29 protein-coding genes and 1 riboswitch are annotated in these 25183 nt (G+C 70.8%); of the genes, 17 read left to right on the forward strand and 12 right to left on the reverse strand.

Annotated elements, in window-relative coordinates; all coding sequences use genetic code 11:
• Positions 1–10: 10 nt before the first annotated feature.
• Complete coding sequence (locus ACQPZF_RS07805) at positions 11–463, forward strand: hypothetical protein (RefSeq protein WP_433269741.1); 453 nt, start codon at positions 11–13, stop codon at positions 461–463.
• 119 nt (positions 464–582) lie between these two features.
• Here the strand turns inward: ACQPZF_RS07805 and thrC are convergent, their stop codons facing one another.
• The gene (gene thrC, locus ACQPZF_RS07810) at positions 583–1845 is read right to left on the reverse strand and encodes a threonine synthase (RefSeq protein WP_433269743.1); all 1263 of its coding nucleotides are present in this window, start codon (positions 1843–1845) and stop codon (positions 583–585) included.
• Between the two features lie 11 nt (positions 1846–1856).
• Positions 1857–1970, reverse strand: a riboswitch (SAM riboswitch).
• A gap of 97 nt (positions 1971–2067) precedes the next feature.
• On the opposite strand from thrC, the gene holA reads away from it, so the two are divergent.
• Positions 2068–3048, forward strand: a complete 981-nt coding sequence (holA, locus tag ACQPZF_RS07815) for a DNA polymerase III subunit delta (protein WP_433269745.1) — start codon at positions 2068–2070, stop codon at positions 3046–3048.
• Between the two features lie 176 nt (positions 3049–3224).
• Here holA and rpsT read toward each other — a convergent pair whose 3' ends face one another.
• Positions 3225–3485 carry a 30S ribosomal protein S20 gene (rpsT, locus tag ACQPZF_RS07820; protein ID WP_184693058.1) on the reverse strand — a complete coding sequence of 87 codons (261 nt, stop codon included), beginning with the start codon at positions 3483–3485 and terminating at the stop codon, positions 3225–3227.
• 251 nt (positions 3486–3736) lie between these two features.
• Between rpsT and ACQPZF_RS07825 the strand changes: the two genes are divergently transcribed.
• Positions 3737–4537, forward strand: coding sequence for a sulfite exporter TauE/SafE family protein (locus ACQPZF_RS07825; protein WP_433269747.1), 801 nt, complete (start codon positions 3737–3739; stop codon positions 4535–4537).
• A 9-nt stretch (positions 4538–4546) separates the two neighbouring features.
• Here the strand turns inward: ACQPZF_RS07825 and ACQPZF_RS07830 are convergent, their stop codons facing one another.
• The 3 genes from ACQPZF_RS07830 to ACQPZF_RS07840 all read right to left on the reverse strand — a co-directional run bounded on the left by ACQPZF_RS07830 (position 4547) and on the right by ACQPZF_RS07840 (position 6607).
• Complete coding sequence (locus ACQPZF_RS07830) at positions 4547–5326, reverse strand: VOC family protein (protein WP_433269749.1); 780 nt, start codon at positions 5324–5326, stop codon at positions 4547–4549.
• A gap of 119 nt (positions 5327–5445) precedes the next feature.
• Complete coding sequence (locus ACQPZF_RS07835; RefSeq protein WP_433269751.1) at positions 5446–5682, reverse strand: hypothetical protein; 237 nt, start codon at positions 5680–5682, stop codon at positions 5446–5448.
• A gap of 1 nt (position 5683) precedes the next feature.
• Positions 5684–6607, reverse strand: a complete 924-nt coding sequence (locus ACQPZF_RS07840) for an SPFH domain-containing protein (RefSeq protein WP_433269753.1) — start codon at positions 6605–6607, stop codon at positions 5684–5686.
• 123 nt (positions 6608–6730) lie between these two features.
• Here ACQPZF_RS07840 and ACQPZF_RS07845 point away from each other — a divergent pair, with 123 nt between their 5' ends.
• From ACQPZF_RS07845 to ACQPZF_RS07855, 3 genes are all read left to right on the forward strand, one after another.
• Positions 6731–7822, forward strand: coding sequence for a winged helix DNA-binding domain-containing protein (locus ACQPZF_RS07845; protein WP_433269755.1), 1092 nt, complete (start codon positions 6731–6733; stop codon positions 7820–7822).
• Between the two features lie 31 nt (positions 7823–7853).
• Positions 7854–8318, forward strand: coding sequence for an N-acetyltransferase family protein (locus ACQPZF_RS07850; protein ID WP_433269757.1), 465 nt, complete (start codon positions 7854–7856; stop codon positions 8316–8318).
• Between the two features lie 468 nt (positions 8319–8786).
• Complete coding sequence (locus ACQPZF_RS07855) at positions 8787–9155, forward strand: VOC family protein (RefSeq protein WP_433274471.1); 369 nt, start codon at positions 8787–8789, stop codon at positions 9153–9155.
• Here ACQPZF_RS07855 and ACQPZF_RS07860 read toward each other — a convergent pair.
• Positions 9132–9728, reverse strand: a complete 597-nt coding sequence (locus ACQPZF_RS07860) for a class I SAM-dependent methyltransferase (protein WP_433269759.1) — start codon at positions 9726–9728, stop codon at positions 9132–9134. The two genes, ACQPZF_RS07855 and ACQPZF_RS07860, sit on opposite strands and share 24 nt — an antisense overlap.
• A 76-nt stretch (positions 9729–9804) precedes the next feature.
• Entirely contained in the window at positions 9805–10239 is a 435-nt protein-coding gene (locus ACQPZF_RS07865; RefSeq protein WP_433269761.1) for a type II toxin-antitoxin system PemK/MazF family toxin, read from the reverse strand.
• Positions 10240–10344: 105 nt separating this feature from the next.
• Between ACQPZF_RS07865 and lepA the strand changes: the two genes are divergently transcribed.
• Positions 10345–12186, forward strand: a complete 1842-nt coding sequence (gene lepA, locus ACQPZF_RS07870; RefSeq protein WP_433269763.1) for a translation elongation factor 4 — start codon at positions 10345–10347, stop codon at positions 12184–12186.
• A 156-nt stretch (positions 12187–12342) separates the two neighbouring features.
• Positions 12343–12843: a Uma2 family endonuclease gene (locus ACQPZF_RS07875; RefSeq protein WP_433269765.1), complete on the forward strand. Its 501-nt coding sequence runs from the start codon at positions 12343–12345 to the stop codon at positions 12841–12843.
• Between the two features lie 32 nt (positions 12844–12875).
• Here ACQPZF_RS07875 and ACQPZF_RS07880 read toward each other — a convergent pair whose 3' ends face one another.
• Entirely contained in the window at positions 12876–13307 is a 432-nt protein-coding gene (locus ACQPZF_RS07880) for an HD domain-containing protein (protein ID WP_433269767.1), read from the reverse strand.
• Positions 13308–13414: 107 nt separating this feature from the next.
• On the opposite strand from ACQPZF_RS07880, the gene ACQPZF_RS07885 reads away from it, so the two are divergent.
• The 3 genes from ACQPZF_RS07885 to ACQPZF_RS07895 all read left to right on the forward strand — a co-directional run bounded on the left by ACQPZF_RS07885 (position 13415) and on the right by ACQPZF_RS07895 (position 17726).
• Complete coding sequence (locus ACQPZF_RS07885; protein ID WP_433269769.1) at positions 13415–14923, forward strand: chitinase; 1509 nt, start codon at positions 13415–13417, stop codon at positions 14921–14923.
• A 114-nt stretch (positions 14924–15037) separates the two neighbouring features.
• Positions 15038–16075 (forward strand): NAD(P)H-dependent flavin oxidoreductase, encoded by a 1038-nt coding sequence (locus tag ACQPZF_RS07890; protein ID WP_433269771.1) that lies wholly within the window; start codon positions 15038–15040, stop codon positions 16073–16075.
• A 28-nt stretch (positions 16076–16103) separates the two neighbouring features.
• Positions 16104–17726, forward strand: a complete 1623-nt coding sequence (locus tag ACQPZF_RS07895) for a DUF885 domain-containing protein (protein ID WP_433269773.1) — start codon at positions 16104–16106, stop codon at positions 17724–17726.
• On the opposite strand, the gene ACQPZF_RS07900 is transcribed toward ACQPZF_RS07895, so the two are convergent.
• Together ACQPZF_RS07900 and ACQPZF_RS07905 are read right to left on the reverse strand one after the other, a co-directional pair.
• Positions 17718–19184, reverse strand: a complete 1467-nt coding sequence (locus ACQPZF_RS07900) for an amino acid permease (protein WP_433269775.1) — start codon at positions 19182–19184, stop codon at positions 17718–17720. The genes ACQPZF_RS07895 and ACQPZF_RS07900 overlap by 9 nt on opposite strands.
• Before the next feature lie 44 nt (positions 19185–19228).
• Entirely contained in the window at positions 19229–20164 is a 936-nt protein-coding gene (locus ACQPZF_RS07905) for a DMT family transporter (protein ID WP_433269777.1), read from the reverse strand.
• Positions 20165–20234: 70 nt separating this feature from the next.
• On the opposite strand from ACQPZF_RS07905, the gene ACQPZF_RS07910 reads away from it, so the two are divergent.
• Positions 20235–21080 (forward strand): LysR family transcriptional regulator, encoded by an 846-nt coding sequence (locus ACQPZF_RS07910; RefSeq protein ID WP_433269779.1) that lies wholly within the window; start codon positions 20235–20237, stop codon positions 21078–21080.
• Positions 21081–21087: 7 nt separating this feature from the next.
• Here the strand turns inward: ACQPZF_RS07910 and ACQPZF_RS07915 are convergent, their stop codons facing one another.
• A complete protein-coding gene (locus ACQPZF_RS07915) occupies positions 21088–22053 on the reverse strand; it encodes a zinc-binding dehydrogenase (RefSeq protein ID WP_433269781.1) in 966 nt (321 codons plus the stop codon).
• 71 nt (positions 22054–22124) lie between these two features.
• Between ACQPZF_RS07915 and ACQPZF_RS07920 the strand changes: the two genes are divergently transcribed.
• From ACQPZF_RS07920 to ACQPZF_RS07930, 3 genes are read left to right on the forward strand one after another with little or no spacing between them, the layout of a single operon-like run.
• A complete protein-coding gene (locus ACQPZF_RS07920; protein ID WP_433274472.1) occupies positions 22125–22349 on the forward strand; it encodes a hypothetical protein in 225 nt (74 codons plus the stop codon).
• Between the two features lie 10 nt (positions 22350–22359).
• Positions 22360–22854: a ribonuclease domain-containing protein gene (locus tag ACQPZF_RS07925; RefSeq protein ID WP_433269783.1), complete on the forward strand. Its 495-nt coding sequence runs from the start codon at positions 22360–22362 to the stop codon at positions 22852–22854.
• Entirely contained in the window at positions 22851–23117 is a 267-nt protein-coding gene (locus ACQPZF_RS07930; RefSeq protein ID WP_433269785.1) for a barstar family protein, read from the forward strand. Before ACQPZF_RS07925 ends, ACQPZF_RS07930 begins: the two co-directional genes overlap by 4 nt.
• Positions 23118–23156: 39 nt before the next feature.
• Here the strand turns inward: ACQPZF_RS07930 and ACQPZF_RS07935 are convergent, their stop codons facing one another.
• Entirely contained in the window at positions 23157–23933 is a 777-nt protein-coding gene (locus ACQPZF_RS07935) for an enoyl-CoA hydratase-related protein (RefSeq protein ID WP_433269787.1), read from the reverse strand.
• A 61-nt stretch (positions 23934–23994) separates the two neighbouring features.
• On the opposite strand from ACQPZF_RS07935, the gene ACQPZF_RS07940 reads away from it, so the two are divergent.
• Both ACQPZF_RS07940 and ACQPZF_RS07945 read left to right on the forward strand, forming a co-directional pair.
• Complete coding sequence (locus ACQPZF_RS07940; protein WP_433269788.1) at positions 23995–24618, forward strand: DJ-1/PfpI family protein; 624 nt, start codon at positions 23995–23997, stop codon at positions 24616–24618.
• Positions 24615–25064, forward strand: coding sequence for a MarR family winged helix-turn-helix transcriptional regulator (locus ACQPZF_RS07945; RefSeq protein ID WP_433269790.1), 450 nt, complete (start codon positions 24615–24617; stop codon positions 25062–25064). The genes ACQPZF_RS07940 and ACQPZF_RS07945 overlap by 4 nt, the downstream gene beginning before the upstream one ends.
• The last annotated feature ends 119 nt before the right edge of the window (positions 25065–25183 follow it).

Consider the following 25183-nt stretch of genomic DNA (forward strand, 5'->3'; position numbering starts at 1 on the left):
GAGAGAACCAATGAGCAACGACGACACGTGGATCCGACTGCACACCGGCTGGGCGCCGCGCGAGGTGGGTTGGGCGTTGTGGCAGCCCGGCTACGTCGCCCATCCCTGGCCGCGCGACGAACTGCGGCCCGCGTTCACCTTCTACCTCTGCCAGGACATCAGTGCGGGCGGACGGGCGATCGTGGCGCGGGCGACGGTCACGAACTACGTCCGCACCATGGAGGTGAAGTCGCCCGAGGAGGCTTATCAGCAGATCGCCGACACCTTGTTCGACGACGACCTGACCATCCCGCCGGAAGACTGGCGCGCCAATCGGTACAACGGGCACAAGTCCGCCGCGCCGTGGCCACAACAGCTCACGGCCTGGCGGGCCGAGACCGAGGAGGTCGGTCCCTATGTGCTGCCCGAGCTGAACTCGTTCCCGCGCAGTGGTTGGTTGCGCTCGTCCCGCATCGCCTTGTGATCACTGCCCATCCGCGTGATCACCGCGGAGCCTCGTGAGCGTGCCGGCCGGGTGACCGGCTCACCCGCCAACGGCCTTCGGCAGGCGGTCGTGGCGGATGAGCCGGTCGTGGGCCCCGGTCAGTCCTTGAGGGCGTTCAACACGGCCTCGGCGGACGGCGGCACGTTGGCGCGGGGGCCGACGCGGTCGCCTAGGGCGTCGAGGGTCTTGAGGCCGTCACCGGTGATCAGCAGCACGGTCTCGGCGTCGGGGTCCAACTGGCCGGTCTCGATGAGCTTCTTCGCCGTCGCCACGGTGACGCCGCCGGCGGTCTCGGCGAAGATGCCCTCGGTGCGGGCGAGCAGGCGGATGCCTTCGACGACTTCCTCGTCGGTGACGTCCTCGATCGCGCCGCCGGTGCGGCGGACGGCGTCGAGCACGTAGGGGCCGTCGGCGGGGGCGCCGATCGCCAGCGAGCGGGCGATCGTGTCGGGGCGGACCGGGGAGACCACGTCGTGGCCTTCCTTGAACGCCGCCGACACCGGGGAGCAGCCGGTGGCCTGGGCGCCGAACACCTTGTACGGGGTGGCGTCGACCAGGCCGAGTTCGCCGAACTCGCGGAAGGCCTTGTCGACCTTGGTCAGTTGCGAGCCGGACGCGATGGGCACCACGATCTGGTCGGGCAGCCGCCAGCCCAGTTGCTCGGCCACCTCGTAGCCCAGGGTCTTGGAGCCCTCGGCGTAGTAGGGGCGGACGTTGACGTTGACGAACGCCCAGTCCTCGTGTTCGGCGGCCAGCTCCTGTGCCAGGCGGTTCACGTCGTCGTAGTTGCCGTCGACGGTGATCAGGTTGCCGCCGTAGACGGCGGTCATGAGGATCTTGGCCTGTTCGAGGGAGGAGGGGACCAGCACGACCGACTGCCAGCCCGCGCGGGCCGCCGCAGCGGCGACGGCGTTGGCGAGGTTGCCGGTGGAGGGGCACGCGAGGACCTTGAAGCCCAGCTCGCGGGCTGCCGCGAGGGCGACGCCGACGACGCGGTCCTTGAACGAGTGGGTGGGGTTGCCGGTGTCGTCCTTGACCCAGACCTTGCGCACGCCCAGTGCCTTGGCGAGGCGGTCGGCCTCGACGAGGCGGGTGTGGCCGGGGTTGGTGTTGGGGTGCGACTCGACGTTCGAGGGCACCGGGAGCAGGCCGCGGTAGCGCCAGATCGACCGGGGGCCCGCCTCGATGTCCTCGCGGCGGACGCGGCCGAAGTCGTAGGCGACTTCCAGCGGCCCGAAACACTCGAGACAGGCGTATTCCGGGGCGAGTGGGGTCTCGTGGCCGCACTCACGACACGACAGGGCGCGAGCCGGACCGAGGTTGAAGGAGGTGGTGGCCGAGGGCGCACTCACAGCAGTCATCGCGAGGTATCTCCTCATCTTTCCCGCGTCGCGGGTCGGAATTGGCACCATGGTCGCCAGCGGATGCTGTGCGACAGGTTGCCGGGGCTTCTTCGGGCCGATCCCTCTGCCCCTCTGGATGAGCGGTATTCGGTTGTGACTCGAACTTACGGCACGATCTCGACCCGCAGCCAGATGCGTCCACCATCCGGACGCTGTCGGCGGCGTGGGAGGATCGGTGTCGTGAGCGCGTCCGCAGTCACTCCAGACTCCGTACAACTGGTCGTCGGCGAGGAGGAGTTGCTGGTCGAGCGCGCTGTGCGCAGGGCGCTGGACGTGGCTCGCGAAGCCGATTCGCAGGCCGACCTGACTCGGGTCAAAGTGACTGACCTCACCCCGCCTGAGCTGGCCGAACTGGTGAGCCCGTCGCTGTTCGCCGAGGGGCGGGTGGTCGCTCTGGAGGCGGCGCAGGACATCGGCAAGGAGATCGCCGAGGCCGTCATCGCCTATGCCAAGGCGCCTGCCGACGGGGTGACGCTCGTCGTCATCCACAGCGGTGGCGGGCGGAGCAAAGCGGCCAAGGAACTTCCTACGGCATTGCGCAAGGCGGGGGCCTCGGTGATCGAGTGCCCGAAGCTGACGAAGCAGGCGGACCGTGAGGCGTTCGTCCGCAACGAGATCCGCTCGGCGGGCGGCAAGGCCGACGCGGAGGCGGTGGGTGCGCTGATCGAGGCGGTCGGGTCGGACCTGAGGGAACTCGCGGCGGCGGCGTCCCAACTGGTCTCCGACACGGGTGGCAAGGTCGACGCGGACGCTGTCCACCGCTACCACCGCGGGCGGGCCGAGGTGACCGGCTTCGCGGTGGCCGAGAAGGCGGTGATGGGCGACCGGGCCGGGGCGTTGGAGGCGTTGCGCTGGGCGCTTCAGCTCGGCGTGCCGCACGTGCTGGTGGCGGACGCGCTGGCCGACGCGGTGCGGACCATCGCACGGGTGTCGGCGGTGGGGCGGGGCGACCCGTTCAAGCTGGCCGGCGAACTCGGCATGCCGCCGTGGAAGGTGAAGAAGGCGCAGGGGCAGGCCCGGGGCTGGGAGGGCGATGGCCTGGCGGCGGTGATGTCCGTGGTCGCGGATCTGAACGCCGACGTCAAGGGTGCCGCGGCGGACTCCGGCTACGCGTTGGAGCGGGCGGTTTTGAAGATCGTCGCTGCTCACGGTCGTCGCTGACGTTCCGTCGCGACGTTTGTCGTTCGCGCTCGCGGTCTGTGTTGGGGCGCTGCCCGAATGGGTCGGCGTCCGAAAAAGGTTGGCGTCCGAGCGCGACAACGCTCAGGGGCGACGGTGCCTGAACGCGACAGCGCCGCCCCCTCGGGTGAGGGAGCGGCGCTGTCGGAAGTCCAGACTCAGATCTGGTTGGCGCGCCTGGCCAGCGCCGACTTCTTGTTGGCGGCCTGGTTGGCGTGGATCACGCCCTTGGTGACCGCCTTGTCGAGCTTGCGGGAGGCCTCGCGGGCGAGGGCGGTGGCCTTTTCCTTGTCGCCGGCCTCGGCGGCCTCACGGAACTTGCGGATGGCGGTCTTGAGGGACGACTTGACGGCCTTGTTGCGCAGGCGCGCCTTCTCGTTCGTCTTGATCCGCTTCAACTGGGACTTGATGTTCGCCACGCGAAAGCCACCTTTTCCTTGGTCTCGGAGTCGTACCGCGCTGTGTGACCGGCCCCACCTGACGGTGGGTTTCCTCCATAGCGGAATGCCGCGCGGGTACGGCAGAGAAGGGTATCAGGGCGGCTCATCCGACCGTGAACCCGGTGCTCACGCTCGCCCGCCGCCGGCTCGTGACAGAGCCTTGTGCGGTCGCGTCGGCGTGGTGAACGTCGCGTTAAACAGTACGCGTGTCCGATTAAGCTGAACGGGTGATGACCGCTCTCGACTGGCCGGGCTTCGGCCAGGTCACCCTCGCCGGCCTGCTGTTCCTCTGCCTCGCCGCCGCGCTCGCCGGAGCGGTTGACGCCGTGGTGGGTGGGGGAGGGTTGATCCAGTTGCCCGCGTTGCTCCTCGTCGGGCCCGGTGGGCAGCCGTTGTACGCGCTGGCCACCAACAAGGTGGCGTCGGTGATCGGCACGGCCTCCGCGGTCACCACCTACGCGCGGCAGACCAAGATCGACTGGCCGGCAGCGCTGCCGATGGCCTTCGCGGCGTTCGGTGGGGCGGTGGGTGGCGCGGCGTTCGCCGGGGCCCTCCAGCCCGGTGTGCTCAACGGGGTCGTGCTGGTCGCGCTGGTCGGCGTCGGGCTCTACACGTGGCGCAAGCCCGAACTCGGCGTCACGGAAGCTCCGCGGTTCCGGCAGGTCGCGCAGATCGGCCTGATGGCGCTGGGCGGGGCGTTGATCGGCTTCTACGACGGCTTGGCCGGGCCGGGTACCGGGGCTTTCCTGGTGTTCCTGCTCGTCGGCTTGCTGGGGTTCGCGTTCCTGCGCGCGTCGGCGACCGCGAAGCTGGTCAACGTCGCCACGAACCTGGGCGCGCTGCTGTACTTCATCCCGGCGGGCAAGGTGTTGTGGGGCCTGGGCCTCGTGCTCGCCGCGTGCAACCTCGCCGGCGCGGTGTTCGGGGCGCGGCTCGCGGTGCGGCGGGGGTCGGCGTTCGTGCGGCGGGTGTTCCTGACCGTCGTGGTCGCGCTGGTGGTCAGCCTCGGCTGGAAGGCGGCGCTCGGGTGAGCCCTGGCGTCAGCCCTGGTTGGCCGGCGGTACCTGGATGACCTTGAACGTCGCGCCCATCGGGTCGCCCAGGGTGGTGAACCGGCCGAACCGCGACTCGGCGATCGACCCGACCGGGATGCCGCCGAGGTCACGTGCCCGGTCGACCGTCTCGTCCACGTCGGACACCGCGAAGTAGGTCATCCAGTGCGGCGGGATCTCCGCCGGGATGCTCTCGTCCATGCCGAAGATCCCGGCGACCGTGCGGCCGGCCACGTGCAGTTGCGTGTACGGCAGGTCCGGCAGGGGCTCCAACTCCGACTCGAACACCTGTCGGTAGAACTCGGCCGCGCCGTCCGGATCACGGGTGGCGAGTTCGTTCCACACCACCGCACCCGGCTCGTTCACCACGTACGCGCCGATGTGCGTGCCCGCCTCCCACAGGCCGAACGCCGCGCCCGTCGGGTCCACCGCGACCGCGCCCCGGCCGGGGCCTCCGGTGTCGAACTCGGGCACCAGCAGCTTGCCGCCGTTGGAGTTGATCAGGTTCAGCGTCTCGTCCAGGTCGTCGGTGGCCAGGTACGTCGTCCACACGACCGGGAACATCACGTCCGGCGGCATTTCGCCGAAGCCCGCCACCGGCTTCTTGCGCACCAGCGCCATCGTGTAGTACCCGGTCTCCGGGCCGCCGATCTCGAAGTCCCAGCCGAACAGTCCGCCGTAGAAATCCATGGTGGCCACGCGGTCGGTGGTCATCATGTCCACCCACGCCGGGGTGCCGGGCGCGTACGGGGCGTTCAGCTCGCTCATCCGGACACGGTCGCACCGCCCACCGCAGGCCGCGAGTCGAGCTGGGTCGTGGTGGGTCGGCCCGGGTGTGAGGCCGCCCGGCCGTCTGCTGGGACGGCCGGGCGGCGATGAGCGGTGGGTCAGGTGTCCGGTGGGGTGGGTGAGGGTGTGTCGCCCGGGTCGGGGGTTTTGCGGGGACGCCCCCGGCGGGGTTGGGCTGCTGTTCCTGACGGTAGGCGGCCCGATTCGGCCAGGGCCCGGCGTAGGAGGAACTCGATCTGCGCGTTGGTGCTGCGCAGTTCGTCGTTCGCCCATTTGGTCAGGGCGTCGTGCACCGCCGGGTCCAGGCGGAGCAGGACGCTCTTGCGCTCCGCCACGTCAGTGGTACAGCGACCCGGCGTTCACGACGGGCTGGGTTGAGCGGTCGCCGCACAGGACCACCAGGAGGTTCGACACCATCGCCGCTTTGCGCTCCTCGTCCAGTTCCACCACCTCCTGCTCGGCGAGCCTGGCCAGCGCCAGCTCCACCATGCCCACCGCGCCCTCCACGATCCGCTGCCGGGCCGCCACCACCGCGCCCGCCTGCTGCCGCTGGAGCATCGCGTGGGCGATCTCCGGAGCGTAGGCCAGGTGGGTCAGCCGCGACTCGATCACCTTCACGCCCGCCGCCTGCACGCGGGCGGCGATCTCCACCGACAGGGTCTCCGTGATCTCGTCCGCGTTCTCCCGCAGCGACAGCCCGGTCTCGTCGTGGTTGTCGTACGGGTAGCTGGTCGCGATGTGCCGCACGGCCGTCTCGGTCTGGATGCCGACGAACCGCACGAAGTCGTCCACCTCGAACATGGCCCGCGCCGTGTCGTCCACCTGCCACACGACGACCGCCGCGATCTCGATCGGGTTGCCGTCGGCGTCGTTGACCTTCAGCGTGGCCGTCTCGTGGTTGCGGATCCTGGTCGACACCTTCACCTTCGTGGTGAACGGGTTCACCCACCGCAGACCGTCCTTGCGCACGGTGCCCGTGTACCGGCCGAGGAACTGGAGCACCCGCGCCTCGCCCGGCGCGACGGTGAACAGCCCGCTGCCCAGGACGGCGCCGGCGCCGGTCAGCAGCGCGCCGCCGACGATCATCGGCACGCTGGGGCCGCCGGTCGCCGGCAGTGAGCCGAGCACGACCACCGCCACGCCCGCCAGGACCGCTCCCGCCGCCACGACCAGCATCGTCCAGCCGGACGCCTCCGTCGCTTCCCGCTCCCGCACGGCCGGCGCCGGCATCCGCACGATCACCTCGGTCGACGCATCCATCGTCTACACCCCTCATTCGTCTATCGCTTGCTTAGCAAAGTGATATCACTTTTCGCACGGCCGAGGCAAGTCGCCCGACAACAGGGACAGAAGTTGTCCGCAATGTCTTCTACCTTGGACGACATGACCGAGGTACTGAGCCGTCGAGCCCTCAACCGCGCCACGCTGGCCCGCCAGTTCCTGCTCGAACGCGCCGCGCGGCCGGTGCCGGAGGTCGTCTCCCACCTGGTCGGCCTCCAGGCCCAGACGCCGCACACCTGGTACACGGGCCTGTGGACGCGGATCGCCGGCTTCCGCCCCGAGGACGCCGCCGACCTGCTCGTGGACCGCGGACTCGTCCGCATCGCGCTGATGCGGTCCACCATCCACCTGGTCACCGCGGCGGACGCCTTGGCGCTGCGCCCCCTCGCCCAGCCCGTGCTGGACCGCGACCTGTTCCGGAACTTCACCCACGGCCGTGACATGCGCGGGCTCGACGTCGCCGCCGTGGTCGCCGCCGGCCGTGAGTTGCTGGCCGAGAAGCCGCGCACCAACAAGGAACTCGGCGCGCTGCTGCACCGGACGTGGTCGGACCGGGCGCCCGCCGCGCTCGCCTACGCGATCCGCTGCCAGGTGCCGCTGGTCCAGGTCCCGCCGCGCGGGCTGTGGGGGCGCAGCGGCCCGATCGCGCACACCAGCGTCGAGACGTGGCTCGGCGCGAGCGTCACCGACCGGCCTTCCGCGTCCGACATGGTCCTGCGGTACCTGGCGGCCTTCGGCCCGGCGACCGTGAAGGACGTGCAGACCTGGTCCGGGTTGACCAGGTTGCGCGAGGTCGTGGAGGAGTTGCCGCTGATCCGGTTCGCCGGTGAGGAGGGCCAGGAGCTGTTCGACCTGCCCGACGCGCTCCGTCCCGACGAGGACACCCCGGCCCCGGTGCGGTTCCTGTACGACTTCGACAACCTGCTGCTGTCCTACGCGGACCGCCGGCGGGTCGTCACCGACGACGTGCGTGCGCAGAACTACGACCCGCACGGGCCGGTGCCGCAGTTCTTCCTGGTCGACGGTGTGACGGCGGGCGACTGGAAAGTGAGTCGGACCAAGGACGTCACCGTGCTGGAGGTGCGGCCGTTCCAGCGTTTGTCCACGGAGGACGAAGTCGAGAAGGAAGGGCGTGCGCTGCTGGACTTCCTGGCTCCCGAGGCCACGAAACACGAGGTGCGGTTCGTCCGGTGAACCTCATCGCGGGTCGCGCGTCCTGGGGCGTATGGGGGGCATCGCGATCCGGCCGCCGGTCGAAGCCGATTCGCCGGCCATCGTCGACGTGCACGTGAAGGCGCGGCGCAGCTACTACGAGGGTCATCTGCCCGAGTCGGAACTCGCCGAGTGGGAGGCGACGGCCCGGGCGACCGGCTACCGGTTCGACCGTCCGGGGCGGGTGTGGCTGTGTGCCGAGCTGGATGGGGTGGTGGCGGGCTTCGCGCTGGTGGTGGGGGACGAGTTGTTGCAGGTGCAGGTCGATCCGGCGCACTGGGGACGTGGGGTGGGCGGTGCGCTGCACGACGCCTGTGTGGCGGCTTGGCGCGCGGCCGGCGTGACGACGGCCTACCTGGACGTGTTCGAGCCCAACGAGCGTGCCCGCCGGTTCTACGCCGGGCGGGGTTGGCGGGAGGTCGAGGTCGGTGACGGCCCCTTTCCGCACGTGCGGATGGTGTGTGACGTTTCGGCCTGACGGCGCGTTCGCCACTGGTTGGGGTGGGTACGACAGTGCCTAGGGTTCCGCTGTCGTCCGCCTGGAAAGATCCCACAACCAGGGCGACGGGGCTGGTCCGAGCGGCACCGCCGGAGGCCTTGGACGGGCCTGCGGTCATCTGACGGGACAAAAGCCTGGAGGAACCCGGCTGACGCGTACGCGCGGGGGACCGGGCCGTTGCTGACGGTGGTGCTCGCGGTCGTCCTGTTCGATGAGAGACCGCATGCGTTGGGCCTGGTCGGTGCGGCTGTGGTGGTGTTCGAGACCCTGTTGCTCGCGCCTTACGCGTTGCGTCGGCGGGCGGATGTGGTGCTGTTGGCTCGGCGGCACTGGCGCGAGATCTGTGTGGTCGCGGTGATCGTGGTGGCCGGGGTGGCGGCGGTGATCGGGTCGCGGTGCAAGGCGCCGGTGTGGAGGCGCCGGTGTGGAGCGTTCGGAGGTGTGCGGGTGGAGGTGCTGAGCAGCCGGGTGCTGGTGCGGTCACGCGATCCGGAGCGGGCGCGGGCGTTCTACCGGGACGTGCTGGGGCTGGCCGTGTACCGGGAGTTTCCCGGTGGCACGGTGTTCTTCCTCGGGTCCGGGTTCCTGGAGGTGTCGGGGCGGTCCGACAGCGCGCCCACCGAGGCCGTGCAGCTCTGGCTCCAGGTTCGTGACCTGCAAAAAGCCGCTGAGGAACTGGCCGGGCACGTGGTCCGCCCGGCGCGGCGGGAGCCGTGGGGGCTGGACGAGCTGTGGATCGCCGACCCGGACGGGGTGCGCATCGCGCTCGTCGAGATCCCCCCGGAGCACCCGCTACGCCGGGACGTTCGCGAATAGCTGCACGGCGGGCGGGATCATGCCGCCGTGCTGCTGGAGGGACGTGCGCACCTCGGTGAAGCCGGCCGCCTCCGCCTCTTTGATCAGGTCGTACTCCGACACGCCCAGCGCCCAGCGGTGCGCCGAGACGATCAGCCGCCCGCCCGGCTTGAGCACGCGGAACAGCTCGTGGAACGCCGCCGGGCGGTTGTCCCAGACCTGCAGGTTGTCGACCGACACCACGGCGTCCACCGAGGACGGCTCCTGGCCGGTGCGGGCGGCCGTGCCCTCGCGCAGCTCGACCCGGCTCGCGACGATCAGGTCCGCGCAGCGCTCCCGCGCCTTGTCCAGCATCACCTCGGACGGGTCGACGCCGATCGCCTTGAACGCCCGCTCGCCCACCAGCCGGAGGCCCACGCCCGGACCGGGGCCGACGACCAGCACGGTCTCGTCGGCCGTCGGGCCCAGCACGTCGACGGCGTGCGCTTCGACCTTCGCGTTCACCTTCGCCATGACGCGGCCACCCAGCTCGCCGACCTTGCCCCGCGGGTGCCCGAACGCCACGTCGAGCGCCTTCATCAGTTTCGTCGCCATGCCTCCAGGGTGGGTGGCGCGGGCGCTTCCAGCATCGGGGATCGCCCGGAGCCGTCCCCTGTCGCCGGCGTTCGGGTCAGCGCCAGCCGAGGCGGCGCAGAGCGGCCACCACGAGGGTGAAGCGCTCCGGTTCCAGGACCGAGCCCTCGCGGCGGAGGTCGTCCTCGTCCAGTTCGAAGACGCGGTCCAGCCGCAGGTAGGACGGGCGGCCGTCGCGGTCCCAGCGGCCCGACCCCAGGGGGAGGTGGTCGTCCTCCTCGTGGCGGCCCGGGGCCTTGCTGGTCAGCATCAGGGCCAGCAACGCCCGGCGGTGGCGGCCCACCACCAGCAGCGGGCGGTCCTTGCCCCGCGTCGGGTCCTCCTCGTAGGGAACCCAGGCCCAGACCACCTCGCCGGGGTCGGCCAGGCCGTCCAGGTCCGGGGAGTACGCCAAGGCGGCGGCCGTGGCGGTCGGGTAGATTTCGCGTACCGCGCCCCTGGCCGGGCGCGGGTCCTCACCGTTCGTGCGCACGGCGGGCAGCTTATGGCCTCGGTCACGTCGGGTGGGAACTGCTGGTCGGCGGGACGTGAGATGATTCGGTCGATCCCCTTTGTCCGTCCCGTGCGAGGAACCTGAGTGAGCACGTTCGCCGATCAGACGTTCACGCCTCCGGAGCTCATCCGGAACTTCTGCATCATCGCGCACATCGACCACGGCAAGTCGACCCTGGCCGACCGCATGTTGCAGCTCACCGGCGTGGTCGAGGAGCGGGCGATGCGCGCGCAGTACCTCGACCGCATGGACATCGAGCGGGAGCGCGGCATCACGATCAAGGCGCAGAACGTCCGCCTGCCGTGGCAGTTCGAGGGCTCGAACCACGTCCTGCACATGATCGACACGCCTGGCCACGTCGACTTCACCTACGAGGTGTCGCGGGCGCTCGAAGCGTGCGAGGGCACCGTGCTGCTGGTCGACGCGGCGCAGGGGATCGAGGCGCAGACGCTGGCCAACCTGTACCTGGCGATGGAGAACGAGCTGACCATCATCCCGGTGCTGAACAAGATCGACCTGCCCGCCGCCGACCCGGACAAGTACGCCAAGGAGCTCGCCCACATCGTCGGCTGCGAGCCCGAGGAGGTGCTGCGGGTCTCCGCGAAGACCGGTCTCGGTGTCGGCGCCCTGCTGGACGAGGTCGTGCGGCGGGTGCCGGCGCCGGTCGGCGACGCGGACGCCGCCGCCCGCGCGATGATCTTCGACTCGGTGTACGACACCTACCGGGGCGTGGTCACCTACATCCGGGTGGTCGACGGCAAGATCACGCCACGCGAGCGCATCAAGATGATGTCCACCGGCGCGACCCACGAGATCCTCGAAGTCGGCATCATCTCGCCCGAGCCGAAGCCGAGCCGCGGGCTGGGCGTCGGCGAGGTGGGTTACCTCATCACGGGCGTGAAGGACGTGCGCCAGTCGAAGGTCGGCGACACGGTCACCTCCGAGCGCAAGGGCGCGACGGAACCGCTGGCCGGCTACCGCGAGCCGCGGCCGATGGTCTACTCGGGGCTGTACCCGGTGGACGGGTCGGACTACCCCCTGCTGCGCGAGGCGCTGGAGAAGCTCCAGCTCAACGACGCCGCGCTGACCTTCGAGCCGGAGACGTCGGCGGCCCTCGGCTTCGGTTTCCGCTGCGGCTTCCTGGGCCTGCTGCACCTGGAGATCACCCGGGACCGGCTGGAGCGCGAGTTCGGCCTGGACCTGATCTCCACCGCGCCCAACGTCGTCTACCGGGTGGTGATGGAGGACGGCTCCGAGCACGTCGTGACCAACCCGTCCGACTGGCCGGAGGGCAAGCGGGCCGAGGTGTACGAGCCGATCACCAGGTGCACGATCATCGCGCCCAGCGACTACATCGGCGCCATCATGGAGCTGTGCCAGGCCAAGCGCGGCCAGCTCGGCGGCATGGACTACCTGTCCGAGGACCGCGTCGAGCTGCGCTACACCATGCCGATGGGCGAGATCATCTTCGACTTCTTCGACGCGCTGAAGTCCCGCACGCGCGGTTACGCGTCGCTGGACTACGAGGAGTCGGGCGAGCAGGACGCCGAGCTGGTCAAGGTGGACATCCTGTTGCAGGGGGAGCCGGTCGACGCGTTCAGCGCGATCGTGCACAAGGACCACGCCTACGGCTACGGCACGAAGATGGCGACCAAGCTGCGCGAGTTGATTCCCCGGCAGCAGTTCGAGGTGCCGATCCAGGCCGCCATCGGATCCCGCGTCATCGCCCGCGAGACGATTCGCGCGATGCGCAAGGACGTCCTCGCCAAGTGCTACGGCGGTGACATCACGCGTAAGCGGAAGCTGCTGGAAAAGCAGAAGGAAGGCAAGAAGCGGATGAAGATGGTGGGCCGGGTGGAGGTGCCCCAGGAAGCCTTCGTGGCCGCGTTGTCGACCGACGATTCCGGCAAGGACAAGAAGAAGTAGCCCGTCGACACCTTTTCGGGTGACGTGCGCAGATCAGGTAATGGAATTGTCTTACCCCTCTGGGATGGTTGGCGAACCGACAGGAAAGGGGGGACTATGACTGCCATGCCAGTAGACATGGATGGACGTCCCTACACGGTCTACGACCTTGAGGGGATGCCTGATGACGGCCGCCGATACGAACTCGTCGACGGGCACCTCCTGGTGAGCCCGGCACCTGGTCTGCGGCATCAGAAGGTCGTCGCGAAGCTCGTCGTCCGCTTGGACGCGGAGTGCCCGGACGACTTGCACGTGCTGCCCGCGCCGTTCGCGGTTCGGCCGTCCACGTCGACCGAGTTGCAGCCGGACGTCCTGGTGGCGCGAGACGTCGACCTCACCGACAAGCTGCTCCCGGTCGCACCGCTGCTCGCGGTGGAAGTGCTCTCACCCAGCTCCGTGCTGGTCGATGCCAACCTCAAGAAGTCCGTGTACGAGCGGATGGGTGTGCCGAGCTACTGGATGATCGACCCGCGAGAGCTGAAGCTCACCGTGTTCGAACTCGACGCCGATGGCCGTTACGAGTTGGTGGCCGAGGTCAAGGGGGACGATCCATTCGACGCGGTGCGGCCGTTCCCCGTGCGGGTCGTGCCGGTGGAACTGCTCGGCTCCCTGAAGTGAAGTCCTTGAAGTGACCGTTATGTGAGCGACCGCTACGTGAGCGTGTCGAGCAGGTGCAGGGCGCGGGCGTACTTGGCTCGCAGGCGGTCCTGGGTGGGCTGGTCCAGCAGGGCCAGGCGGGGCGGTGACGTGTTGTCCGCGATGTCGGCGCGTTTCACCGCCACGGCCACCGGATCGGCCGCGACCCGGCGCAGGTAGTCCTCCTGGGGCTCGTCCGGGAGGTGGCTCAGCGCGATCACGGTGTCCACCACGCCGGTCGGGCAGCCGGCCGCCCGCAGGTCGTCCGCGGTCACGGCGGTGTCTTCGAGGACGTCGTGCAGCACGGCCGCCATCCGGGCGTGTTCGCCGGACACCCGGCCCATCACCCGCAGCGGGTGGTCGATGTACGGCCGGCCCGACTTGTCGACCTGTCCGTCGTGTGCCGCGCGGGCGATCCTGATGGCGTCATCAACGGTGAACGGCATGCCGCCCATGGTCACACCCTTGACAAGTCACAGTGGTCTAGTCCATTTTGCCAGTGGCCCACGTCACCTGCTGGGCAAGGCCGCCGATGGACTCCGTGGAGGTGGACGTGGCTTCGAGGACTAGACGCGCTCTGGTCGCCGTGCTGGCCGGTGTGCTGGCCGTGGCCGGCCTGACCCTGGTGGTCGCGGGCAGCGCGTCGGCCGCCAACCTGGTCGCCAACCCCGGCTTCGACGCGGGCAGCACCAGCGGCTGGACGTGCTCCGGAACGGCGGGCGTGGTCACCACGCCCAAGCGCAGCGGCTCGCACGCGCTGTCGGCCACCCCGGCCGGCTCGGACAACGCCCGCTGCTCGCAGACCGTCGAGGTGCGGCCCAACAGCGCCTACAAGCTCACCGCCTGGGTGCAGGGCAGCTACATCTACATGGGCGTGACCGGCACCGGCAGCGGCGACAAGAGCACCTGGACGCCCGGCGCGAGCGGCTTCACGCAGCTCAGCATCGACTTCACCAGCGGCGCGTCGGCGAGCAGCGTCACGATCTACCTGCACGGCTGGTACGGCCAGCCCACCTTCTACATCGACGACGTGAGCCTGGACGGGCCGGGGAACCCGCCGACGTCGACCACCACGCCGACGTCCACCAGCACCTCCACCTCGACCAGCACGAGCACCACGACGTCGACCACCACCACGACGACCACGACCACCCGGCCGCCGGACCCGACGCTGCCCAAGCACGTGCTGACCGGCTACTGGCACAACTTCGACAACGGCTCGCGGCTGCTCAAGCTGGCCGACGTGCCCACCACGTACGACATCGTGGCGGTCGCGTTCGCCGACGCCGTGCCGGCCACCCGGGGCGCGGTCGCGTTCAACCTCGACCCGACGCTGTCGAGCAAGCTCGGCGGCTACACCGACGCCCAGTTCAAGGCCGACATCCGCACCCTCCAGGCCCGCGGCCAGAAGGTGATCATCTCGGTCGGCGGCGAGAAGGGCACCATCTGGGTCGGCGACTCGGCGTCCTCCAGCGCGTTCGCCAACAGCGTGCGGAGCCTGATCTCGAACTACGGCTTCGACGGCGTGGACATCGACCTGGAGAACGGCATCAACGCCACCCACATGGGCTCGGCGCTGCGCAGCATCCACGCCGGCGGCGGCAAGGTCATCACGATGGCGCCGCAGACCATCGACATGCAGTCGACCGGGCAGGAGTACTTCAAGCTGGCGCTGGCCGTGAAGGACATCCTCACGGTGGTCAACATGCAGTACTACAACTCCGGCACGATGCTCGGCTGCGACCAGAAGGTCTACTCGCAGGGCACGGTCGACTTCCTCGTCGCCCTGGCCTGCATCCAGCTCCAGAACGGCCTGCGGCCCGACCAGGTCGGCCTGGGGCTGCCCGCCTCGCCGTCCGGCGCGGGCGGCGGCTACCAGTCCCCGGCCAACGTCAACGCGGCGCTCGACTGCCTCGCCAAGGGCACGAGCTGCGGCTCCTTCAAGCCGTCGCAGACCTGGCCCGGCATCCGCGGCGCGATGACCTGGTCGATCAACTGGGACGCGTCGGCGAGCTGGCGGTTCGCCAACACGGTGGCGCCTCACCTCGACACGCTGCCGTGATCTGAGGGCCTCCCCGCCACGCCCGCGGCGGCGTGGCGGGGAGGGCCCGCGGCCACCGGGAACCGCTGGAGGCCGGCCGGGAGTTCCGCCAAATGGCGGGTTATCGTCGGTGTCATGCTCGACCGACTCGAAGTGCCCGTCATCGCCGCGCCCATGGCCGGCGGCGCGTCCACGCCGGAGCTGGTCGCCGAAGTCGGCCGCGCGGGTGGCCTGGGTTTCCTGGCGGCCGGCTACCTCTCCGTGGAGGCGGTCGCCGCGCAGGTCACCGCTACCACCGCGTTGACCGACAAGCCGTTCGGGGTCAACCTGTTCGTGCCCGGACCACAGTCCACAGTGGACTTGAGCGGCTACCGGGAGCGGGTGCGGGCGCAGTCCGGCGCGGAGCCGGGCGAGCCGCGCTGGGACGACGACGGGTACGCGGCGAAGCTCGAACTCGTGATGGCGATGCGGGTGCCGGTGGTGTCGTTCACGTTCGGGTTGCCCGACGCGCACGACGTGCGGCGGCTGCACGCGGCCGGCTCCACGGTCGTGGTCACGGTCACCACGCCCGCCGAGGCGCGCCAGGCCGCACAAGTCGGGGCGGACGCGCTGTGCGTGCAGGGCTGCGACGCCGGCGGGCACCGCGGAACGTTCGCGGACGACGGGATCTCACCTGGTGGCGGCGAGCTGTTCGGCGTACTGGCGGCCCTCCGTCTGGTCCGCGCCCGGGTGGACCTGCCGTTGATCGCCACCGGCGGCCTGGTGCACGGCGCGGATGTGGCGGCGGTGGTCACGGCGGGCGCGGTGGCGGCGCAGCTCGGCACCGCGTTCCTGTCCTGCCCGGAGGCGGGCACCTCGGCCGCGTACCGCGAGGCGCTCGCCGACGGCACCCGCCGCACCGCGCTGACCAGGGCGTTCAGCGGACGTCCGGCGCGCGGGCTGGTGAACCGGTTCCTCGTCGACAACGGCCCGCACGCGCCGGCGGCCTACCCGGACGTGCACCACCTGACCAAACCGGTGCGCGCGACCGGCGACCCGGAGCTGATGTCGCTGTGGGCCGGGCAGACCTACGCGCTGGTCCGACCGGCTCCGGCCGCCGAGGTGGTGGCCCGGCTGCGGGCCGAGGCGAGGCAGGCGCTGTCCGCCGCGAGCATGCGAATTCCGCCGCTGTAGCAACGGTTCCGCGGGTGAGAATGGCGGGGTGACGACAGCGCGCGAACTCGCCGACGACCTGCTGGCCGTGGCCCTGGACGCCGATCCGGTGATGGCGACCCTGCTGGGCATCCCCGGCTGGGACGACAAGCTGCCGGACCCGAGCGCCGAGGCGGACCGGTCGGTGTGCCTCCGGGCCGAGGAGATCGCCGCCCGTGCGCGGTCCGTCGAGGACGACCCGGTGACCCGCGCGGTCGTCGTGCAGCAGGCCGCCGCGCTGGCCCGCAAGGTCGACGCCAACCTCATCGAGCACACCCACGCCGAGGGCCTGAACGCGCCGGTGGCGTTGCTGCTGAACGCCCTGCCGCTCACCCGGCCCACCGACGACCGGGGCCGACGCGACTACCTGACCCGGCTGGCCGGCCTGCCGCGCTACCTGGAGGCGCTGGCGAAGCGGCAGCGCGAGTCGAGCCGCCGCCCGATCGCGCACCTGGTGGCGGCGGCCGTGGCCCGGCTGGACCGCTACCTCGCCGAGGACGCCGACCCGCTGGCGACGCCGTTGAGGGACACCGGGTTCGCCGCCGAGTGCACCGAGCTGCTGGCCGGCTCGGTGCGGCCGGCGTTCGCCCGGTACCGGGACTTCCTGCACGTCGAGATCGAGCCGCGCGGCCGTTCCGCGGACCAGCCGGGCCTGTGCTGGCTGCCCGGCGGCGACGAGCTGTACGCGGGACTGGTGCGGATGTACACCACGACCGACCACACCGCCGAGCGGCTGCACCGGATCGGGCTGGACCTGATCGAGGCGCTGGACCGGGAGTACGAGGAGATCGGCGCGCGGGTGTTCGGCCCGATCCCGGCGGCCGAGGTGCGGGCGCGGCTGCTGGACGACCCGGCGCTGCGCTGGGCCACCGCCGACGAGATGCTGGTGCTGGCCAAGGAGACCATCGCCCGCGCCGAGCAGGTGGCGGGCGACTGGTTCGGCACCGTCCCGGCGGCCCGGTGCGCGGTGGAGGCGGTGCCCGCGGCGGACGCCCCGAACGCGCCGCTGGCCTACTACATGGACCCCGCGCTGGACGGCTCCAGACCGGGGACCTACTTCGTCAACACCCACGAGGCGCAGCAGCGCGACCGGTTCAGCGCCGAGGCGACCGCGTTCCACGAGGGCGTGCCCGGCCACCACTTCCAGATCGCGCTGGCGCAGCAGCTCACCGAGCTGCCGATGCTGCGCCGGTTCGCGTCCATCGAGGCGTACCTGGAGGGCTGGGCCCTCTACACCGAGCGGCTGGCCGACGAGATGGGTCTGTACAGCGACGACGTGGCCCGGCTGGGGATGCTGTCGGCGGACTCGCTGCGCGCCGCGCGGCTCGTCGTGGACACCGGCCTGCACGCGCTGCGCTGGACCCGGCAGCAGGCCGTGGACTACCTGCGGGCCAACGCCGTCATGCCGGACGTGGACATCTTCTCCGAGGTGGACCGGTACATCGAGAACCCCGCGCAGGCGCTGTCCTACATGGTGGGGCGGCTGGAGATCCAGCGCCTGCGCGGTGAGGCGGAACGCAAGCTGGGCGACCGCTTCGACATCAGGGCGTTCCACGACCTCGTGCTCGGCGGCGGTCCGCTCCCGATGGCCGTGCTCGCCGACGTGGTCGACGGGTGGTGCGACTCAGTCTGACGAACCGCCGGCCGGCGGCTCGCTCGGCGCCTTCTCCATCGCGGAGTTCCGCTTGCTGTAGGCGAAGTAGATGATCAGACCGATGGCGAACCAGATGGCGAACCGCAGCCACGTCTCCGGCGCGAGGAACGTGATCAGCCAGAGGGAGAACACCACGCCGATGATCGGCACCACCGGCATGCCGGGCGTCTTGAACGTGCGCGGCAGGTTCGGCTGCTTGTAGCGCAGGACGACCACGGCGATGCAGACCACCACGAACGCCAGCAGGATGCCGATGTTGGTCAGCTCGGCGGCCTCCGCGATGGGCAGGAAGCCCGCGATCACGGCGGACGCGATGCCCAGCACCCACGTGGTGCGGGTGGGCACGTGCTTGACCGGGTGGGTCTTGGCGAACCACTTCGGCAGCAGGCCGTCGCGGGACATCGAGTAGCCGACGCGCGCCGCGCCCATCAGGAACGTGAACAGCACGGTCGTGATGCCCAGCACCGCGCCGACCGAGATGATGATGCCCAGCGCGGGAAGGCCGACGTCGGAGAACGCCGTGGCGAACGCGCTCTCGGCGTCCACGTCCTTGTAGTTGACCATGCCGGTGAGCACGAGGCAGGCCAGCACGTAGAGCACCATGGAGATGCCCAGCGAGTAGATGATCGCCTTCGGCATGTGCCGCTGCGAGTCCTTGGACTCCTCGGCGGCCGTGCTCATCGCGTCGTAGCCGAACACCGCGAAGAACACCGTGGCCGCGCCGGTGAACGCGCCGGACAGGCCGAACGGGAAGAACGGGTTGTAGTTGGCGGTGTTGATGTGGAAGACACCGACGATGATCACCAGCAGGACGATGCCGACCTTCAGGTACACCAGGACGGTCTCGAAGCGCGCCGCGTTCTTCATGCCCATGTTCAGCACGTAGGCGATGAGCAGGCACAGGACGACCGCGAACAGGTTCACCTTGTAGCTGCCGGCCGCCACGTCACCGGTCTCCGTGCCGGGCGCGCCGAGCATCCACACCGGCAGCTCCAGGCCGAGCAGGTTCAACAGCTCGTTGAAGTAGCCGGAGATGCCGATCGCGACCACCGCCACGATCGCGGTGTACTCCAGCAGCAGGTCCCAGCCGATGAACCAGCCGACGATCTCGCCCAGCACGGCGTAGCCGTAGGTGTAGGCGGAGCCGGCCTTGGGGATCAGGCCCGCGAACTCGGCGTAGGAGAACGCCGCCGCCGCGCTGGCGATGCCCGCGATGAGGAACGAGATCAGCACGGCGGGCCCCGCGGTCTTGTTCGCGACCGCGCCCGCCAGCGAGAAGATGCCCGCGCCGATGATGCCGCCGATGCCGATCGCGGTGAGCTGCCACAGGCCCAGGGTCCGGGTGAGCGCGGTGCCCTTGTCCTCGGTTATCTGCTCGATGGGCTTGCGGCGGAACATGCCCGAGCCCCGGCCGAAGCCGCCCTGCACGGAGGTCATTCGCTTGCTCCCTCGGTGGTTGTGTGCGGCGAACCGTACGCGCGTCAACTGTCACCGGGTTTGTTCGATCGCACCACCTGACCGGACGTCTGTTGTCCTATCGGATGATTGACGGGCTTGCGGGCCAGCAGGACACCCGCCACCACGATCGCACCACCGGTCAGGGTGTTCCACCCGACGGGTTCGGAAAGCAGTAGCGCGCCCAGCGCCGTCGACCACAGTGGTGTCACGTAGGTGACCGTGGAGGCGATCGTCGGGCCCGCGCCGCGGATCACGTCCAGGTTCAGCACGTACGCCAGGCCCGTGCCCGCCGCGCCCAGCACGACCAGCGCCGCCGCGGCGGGCAGACCGGGCCACGCGGGGAGCCCGCCGACGACCGGGGCGGCGAGCGCGAGCTGAGCCGTGGCGCAGGTGATCTGCACGGCGGACAGGGCGCTCGCCGAGTGCGGACCGGCGGAGAAGAACCGCCTGGTGTAGGCGAAACCGGCCCCGTAGCAGAACGTCGCGCCCAGGCACGCGAGGCTGCCCGCGAGCAGGTCGTCGCCCAGGCCCTCCCAGGCCTTCAGCACCACCAGCACGCCCGCGAAGCCCACCGCGATCCCGGCCAGTTTCGTCCGGGTGATCCGCTCCTGCGGCACGATCAGCAGCACGAACACCAGCGTGGTCAGCGGTGTGGTGGCGTTGAAAACGCCCGCCAGGACGGAGCTGACCATCGTCTCGCCGTACGCGAGCAGCGTGAACGGCACCGCGTTGAGCAGCGCGGCGACCACCAGCGCGTGGCCCCACGTCCGCCGGTCGAGCGGCACGGGCCGCCGTTGCGCCGCGCAGACCACCCACAGCGTGAGCGCCCCGAACAGGCACCGGTACAGCGCCACCCACACCGGCGGCACGCCCGCGTCCACCGCCACCTTGATCAGGGCGAAGCTGCCGCCCCAGATGGCCGACAGCAGGACGAACTTCCCCACCCATCGCTTTCGCACCGGGGGAGAATCACCCGACCAGGCAGGATGAGTCCAACAAGTGCTCAGTCATCCGAGATGAGAGTGACTCATGGCGCTGAACTTCGCGCAGCTCCGCGCGTTCCTCGCGGTGGTCGACGAGGGCGGGTTCGGCATTGCGGCCGAGTCGCTGGGCATCACCCAGTCCGCCGTCTCGCACGCCGTGGCGGCGCTGGAGCGCACCCTCGGCCACCCCGTGCTGCACCGGCAGGGCCGGCCCCGGCCGACCGCGTTCGGGCAGGAGGTGCTGGCCCACGCCCGGTCGGCGGTGGCCGCGTCCGTCGCGATCACCGACCTGGCCGCGCGCCGGGGCGGGCTGGCGCAGGGCACCGTCAAGCTCGCCGCGCCGCCCACGGTGTGCCAGGGGCTGCTGCCGGACCTGCTGGCCCGGTGGCGGGCGGAGTTCCCGCACGTGCGGATCAGGGTGTTCGAGGGCGAGGACGACGAGGTCGCCGACTGGCTGGGCAACGGGACCGTCGAAGCCGCCGTCGTGGTGGACCCGCCGCCCGGCCGCGGTGTCGTGGTGGGGGAGGACGCCTTCCACGCGTTGCTGCGCGAGGACCACCCGTTGGCGCGGGAGGACGCGGTCGACGTCGCGGAGCTGGCGGACGACCCGTTTTTGCTGTCTTGCGGCGGGTGCGAGCGGCACGCCCGGCAGGCGCACCAGGGCTTGCCGTTCAACCCCGTGCACCGGGTGCGCGAGCTGGGGACGCTGCTGGCGATGGTGCGGGCCGGTGTCGGCATCTCCATCGTGCCCGGCCTGATCGCGGCCATGCTGCCGCCCGGACTGGTGCTGGTGCCGCTGCGCCGGCGGGTGGTCCGCCGGCTGGTGGTCAGCGGTCCGCCGGGCCGCGAGTGGCACCCGGCGGTGACCGCGCTGGTGGCCTCGGTGGGGTGAGGTCTCGTCAGCGGGTGAAGACGATCTTGCCGGCGGTCTCGCCGTCGAGCATCGCCCGCAGGCCCTCCTCGGCCCGTTCCAGCGGCAGCGCCGAGCCGATCTGCGGGCGCAGGCCGTTCAGGGCGCAGAACGCCAGCAGGTCGCCCAGCTCCTCCCGCGTGCCCATGGTCGAGCCGACCACCCGGAGCTGCAGGAAGAACAGCCGCTGCAACTCGGCCGCCGTGGCGTCGCCGCTGGTCGCGCCGGAGATGACCACGATGCCGCCGGGCTTGAGCGACTTCATCGAGTGCGACCAGGTGGCCTTGCCGACGGTCTCGAACACCGCGTCCACCCGTTCGGGCAGCCGCGCGCCGGACTCGAACGTGGCGTGCGCGCCCAGGTTCTCCGCGAGTGCCCGCTTCTCCTCGGTGCGCCCGGTGACCCACACCCGGTAGCCCGCCGCGCGGCCCAACTGGACCAACGCGGTCGACACACCGCCGGACGCGCCCTGCACCAGCATCGTCTGGCCCGGCCGCAGCCCGGACTTCACGAACAGCATCCGGTACGCGGTCAGCCACGCCGTGCCCATGCAGGCGGCCTCGGCGAACGACAGGCCGGCGGGCTTGGGTAGCACGTTGCGCGCGGGCACCACCACGTAGTCGGCGAACGTCCCCTGGTGCTTCTCGGTGAGTAGCGTGCGGCCGGGGTCGAGCGTCTCGTCGCCGGTCCACGCCGGGTCGCCGATCACCGAGTGCAGCACCACCTCGGAGCCGTCGTCCAGCACGCCCGCGCCGTCGCAGCCCAGGATCATCGGGAACTTGTCGGCCTTGATGCCCACGCCCCGCAACGTCCACAGGTCGTGCATGTTCAGGCTGGCCGCCCGCACGCCGACCCGGACCCAGCCGGCCGGCGCCTCGGGATCGGAGCGGTCACCCACCCGCAGTGCGGCGAGGGGGTCCTGCGGGCTCGGCTCGGCTGCGTAGACGGCGAACATGCCCCGGAACTTACCCAGTGGTAGGAATCTCTGTGCGGTGAACCACGTCACGGCAGTACGCTCGGGGTGTGCTGGAGGCGATCGCGCAGTGGTGGGACGGGGTGGAGCTGTGGCTCGCCCAGTTGCCGTTCCCGTTCCAGTTCGCGCTGGTCATGGGTGTCCTGCTGCCGCTGTGCCTGGGCGCGGCGCGGCTGATCGACCGGCTGGTGGACAACGCGTCCTCCCGGTTCAACCCGGTGCCGCCCGCCGAGCCCGCCGCCGAGCCCGAGAAGGTGGACGCGGGCAGGCCTTCGTAGGCTGGCGGACGTGACTCCCGCCCGGCGCCTGACCGTCGCACTCGTGGGCCTGATCGCGCTGGTCGTGATCGGCTACTTCGCCAAGGACCTCGGCGGCTCCTCCGAACCGTCGCCCACCACGGCGTCCTCCACGGCGTCCACCCGCGTCCTCTCGACCGGCGGTTCGGCGGCGGCCTCGGCCGGCCCGTCGGCGCGCCAGGTGCCCGGTGTCGCGTCGGGGCTGCCGGTGAAGGAGCTGTCCGGCCTGCCCGCCGAGGCGGCGGCGACCTGGCGGCTGATCGAGCAAGGCGGGCCGTTCCCGTACCCGCGCAACGACGGGGTGACGTTCCAGAACCGGGAGAAGCGGCTGCCCGCGAAGTCCGGCGACTACTACCGCGAGTACACCGTGCCGACGCCGGACAGCGGCGACCGGGGCGCCCGCCGGATCGTCACCGGGTCGGGTGACGAGGTCTACTACACCGGTGACCACTACTCGACCTTCGTCGTCGTGGACGTGACCCGATGACCCACCTGCACGTGGTGCGCCCCGGCGCGCGGTCGAAGTCGGCCGCGCTCGCCGCGATCGGCGAGGCGATGGAGTTCCCCGACTACTACGGGCGGAACCTGGACGCGCTGTACGACTGCCTCACCGACCTGTCGTGGCTGCCGCCGGGCAAGCACGTCCTGGTCTGGGAGGGCGGCGACGACGACGTGGAGTCCGTGCTGGCCGACGCCCAGCAGGCGATGTCGGCGGGCGACCGCACGTTCGCCGTGCGCTACCCGGACTGATCCCGGCCGTTCCGGAGACCGCCGGGACCGGCCGTGGTCTCAGTCCCCGGCAGGCACCCAGGACGGCTTGCGCTTGCCCACGAACGCGGCGATGCCCTCCTGGCCCTCGGGACCGCCGAAGTGCCGCGCCGACAGCTCCAGCATGTCGGCGAACACCTCGCCGAGGTTGGTGGACCGGGGCTCCTGGAGCATCCGCTTGGTGGCGGCCAGGGCGTTCGGCCCGCCCAGCGCCAGCATGTCCGTGTAGCGGTCGACTTCGGCGTCCAGCGCGTCGGCGGCGACCGCGGCGTTGACCAGCCCGATCTCCTCCGCCCGCCGGGCGTCGAACGTCTCGCCGGTCAGGAACAGCTCGTGCGCCGCCCGCGGCAGCAGCCGGGGCAGCACGGTCACCGAGATCACGGCCGGCACGACGCCGATGCGGACCTCGCTGAACGCGAACGTCGCCGTGTCGACGGCCACCGCGATGTCGCACGCGGCGACCAGTCCGACCCCGCCCGCGCGAGCCGGGCCGGCCAGCTTGGCGACGACGGGCTTCGGGCTGGTCCACAGTCGTTCGAGGATGGCGGGGAACTCGTTGACCCCCTGCTGGTCGGCACCGGCGCCGCCGGCCTCCTTCAGGTCCATGCCCGAGCAGAACACCGGTCCGGTGTGCCCGAGCACGACGACCCGCACGCCGTCGTCGGCGATGGCGGTGTCCAGGTGCCCGGTCAGCTCGGCACGCAGTTGCGCGGACAGGGCGTTGCGGTTGCGGGGGGAGTCCAGCGTGATCGTCGCGATGCCACGCCGCACCTCGTAGTGGACCAACTCGTCTGCCATGGGCCGCACTCTACGAGGCGGCGTCATTGACAGTATCCTGTCAAAATGACAGGATACTGTCATGACAACGCAGACGGTCCACCTCGCCCTGTACGACACGCTCGCCGACTGGGAGTTCGGCTACGCGACCGCCCGCATCAACAGCCCGGCGTTCCAGCAGGTGCCCGGCCGCTACCAGGTGAAGACCGTCGCCGAGACCCTCGACCCGATCACCACCATGGGTGGCGTGCGGATGCTCCCCGACCTGACGCTGGCGGACCTGGACCCGGCGGACAGCGCGATGCTGATCCTGCCCGGGGCGGAGAGCTGGGTGGACGGCGGCAACGCGGCGTTCGCCAAGGCGGCCCGGCGCTGGCTGGAGGCCGGCGTGCCGGTGGCGGCGATCTGCGGCGGCACCCTGGGCCTGGCCGCCGAAGGGCTGCTGGACGACCGCGCCCACACCGGCAACGCGGTCGAGGAGCTGCAGACGGTCGCGGGCTACGCCGGCAGCGCCCACTTCCGCGCCGAACGAGCCGTCCGCGCCGACGGCCTCATCACGGCCGGGGCGGTCAGCGCGGTCGAGTTCGCCCGCGAGGTCTTCGCCGAACTCGACCTGTACGAGCCCGCCGTGCTCGAAGCGTGGCACGGACTGTTCAGCACCGGCGACCCGGCGTGGTTCGGCAAGCTCCAGGCGGCTCTCTCGTGACGGTGGAGCCGCGCACGGAGGCGGGCGATGTGCTGACCGAGGTGATCATGCGCACGTTCCGCCTCTACGGCGGCTTCCTGGAGGCCGCCGAGGGGATGACCAAGCCGGTGGGCCTCACCGCGGCGTGGTGGCAGGTGCTCGGCGCCGTCCTGCGCGAGCCCCTCTCGGTGTCGGGCATCGCCCGCGAGATGAGCCTCACCAGGCAGAGCGTGCAGCGCATCGCGGACCTGTTGGTGGCGAAGGGGCTGGCCGAGTACCTGCCCAACCCGGCTCACCGGCGCGCCAAGCTGTTCCGGCCCACGAAAGCGGGCTACCAGGCGGTCCGCGGTCTCGCCGAGGCCCAGCACGCCTTCACGAACCGCGTCTCGGCCGGGATCGGCTTGGACGAGCTGCGCACCACGCTCTCCGTGATGGACAAGCTCATCGCCGCCTTGGACGCCGAATGACCGTTGTCAGGCGCGGCGCCGTCAGCCGGTCGTCGTCCGTGATCGTCTTCTACTGCGTTGTCGAACCGGCGGCCGGCCACTTCGTCCGGTGACCCGCTCGGCGAGAAGAGGAATGGCGA

Source organism: Actinosynnema sp. CS-041913, from assembly GCF_050942485.1.
Classification (GTDB): domain Bacteria; phylum Actinomycetota; class Actinomycetes; order Mycobacteriales; family Pseudonocardiaceae; genus Actinosynnema.

Coding starts and splice junctions, on each gene's coding strand:
- ACQPZF_RS07875 (WP_433269765.1), top strand. CDS start 12,343: ATGCCTGATGACGGCCGCCGATACGAACTCGTCGACGGGCACCTCCTG.
- ACQPZF_RS07890 (WP_433269771.1), top strand. CDS start 15,038: ATGCTCGACCGACTCGAAGTGCCCGTCATCGCCGCGCCCATGGCCGGC.
- ACQPZF_RS07915 (WP_433269781.1), bottom strand. CDS start 22,053: ATGTTCGCCGTCTACGCAGCCGAGCCGAGCCCGCAGGACCCCCTCGCC.
- ACQPZF_RS07900 (WP_433269775.1), bottom strand. CDS start 19,184: ATGACCTCCGTGCAGGGCGGCTTCGGCCGGGGCTCGGGCATGTTCCGC.
- ACQPZF_RS07935 (WP_433269787.1), bottom strand. CDS start 23,933: ATGGCAGACGAGTTGGTCCACTACGAGGTGCGGCGTGGCATCGCGACG.
- ACQPZF_RS07860 (WP_433269759.1), bottom strand. CDS start 9,728: ATGGCGACGAAACTGATGAAGGCGCTCGACGTGGCGTTCGGGCACCCG.
- ACQPZF_RS07830 (WP_433269749.1), bottom strand. CDS start 5,326: ATGAGCGAGCTGAACGCCCCGTACGCGCCCGGCACCCCGGCGTGGGTG.
- ACQPZF_RS07850 (WP_433269757.1), top strand. CDS start 7,854: ATGGGGGGCATCGCGATCCGGCCGCCGGTCGAAGCCGATTCGCCGGCC.
- ACQPZF_RS07840 (WP_433269753.1), bottom strand. CDS start 6,607: ATGGATGCGTCGACCGAGGTGATCGTGCGGATGCCGGCGCCGGCCGTG.
- ACQPZF_RS07880 (WP_433269767.1), bottom strand. CDS start 13,307: ATGCCGTTCACCGTTGATGACGCCATCAGGATCGCCCGCGCGGCACAC.
- thrC (WP_433269743.1), bottom strand. CDS start 1,845: ATGACTGCTGTGAGTGCGCCCTCGGCCACCACCTCCTTCAACCTCGGT.
- ACQPZF_RS07930 (WP_433269785.1), top strand. CDS start 22,851: ATGACCCACCTGCACGTGGTGCGCCCCGGCGCGCGGTCGAAGTCGGCC.
- ACQPZF_RS07910 (WP_433269779.1), top strand. CDS start 20,235: ATGGCGCTGAACTTCGCGCAGCTCCGCGCGTTCCTCGCGGTGGTCGAC.
- ACQPZF_RS07845 (WP_433269755.1), top strand. CDS start 6,731: ATGACCGAGGTACTGAGCCGTCGAGCCCTCAACCGCGCCACGCTGGCC.
- ACQPZF_RS07825 (WP_433269747.1), top strand. CDS start 3,737: ATGACCGCTCTCGACTGGCCGGGCTTCGGCCAGGTCACCCTCGCCGGC.
- ACQPZF_RS07940 (WP_433269788.1), top strand. CDS start 23,995: ATGACAACGCAGACGGTCCACCTCGCCCTGTACGACACGCTCGCCGAC.
- ACQPZF_RS07805 (WP_433269741.1), top strand. CDS start 11: ATGAGCAACGACGACACGTGGATCCGACTGCACACCGGCTGGGCGCCG.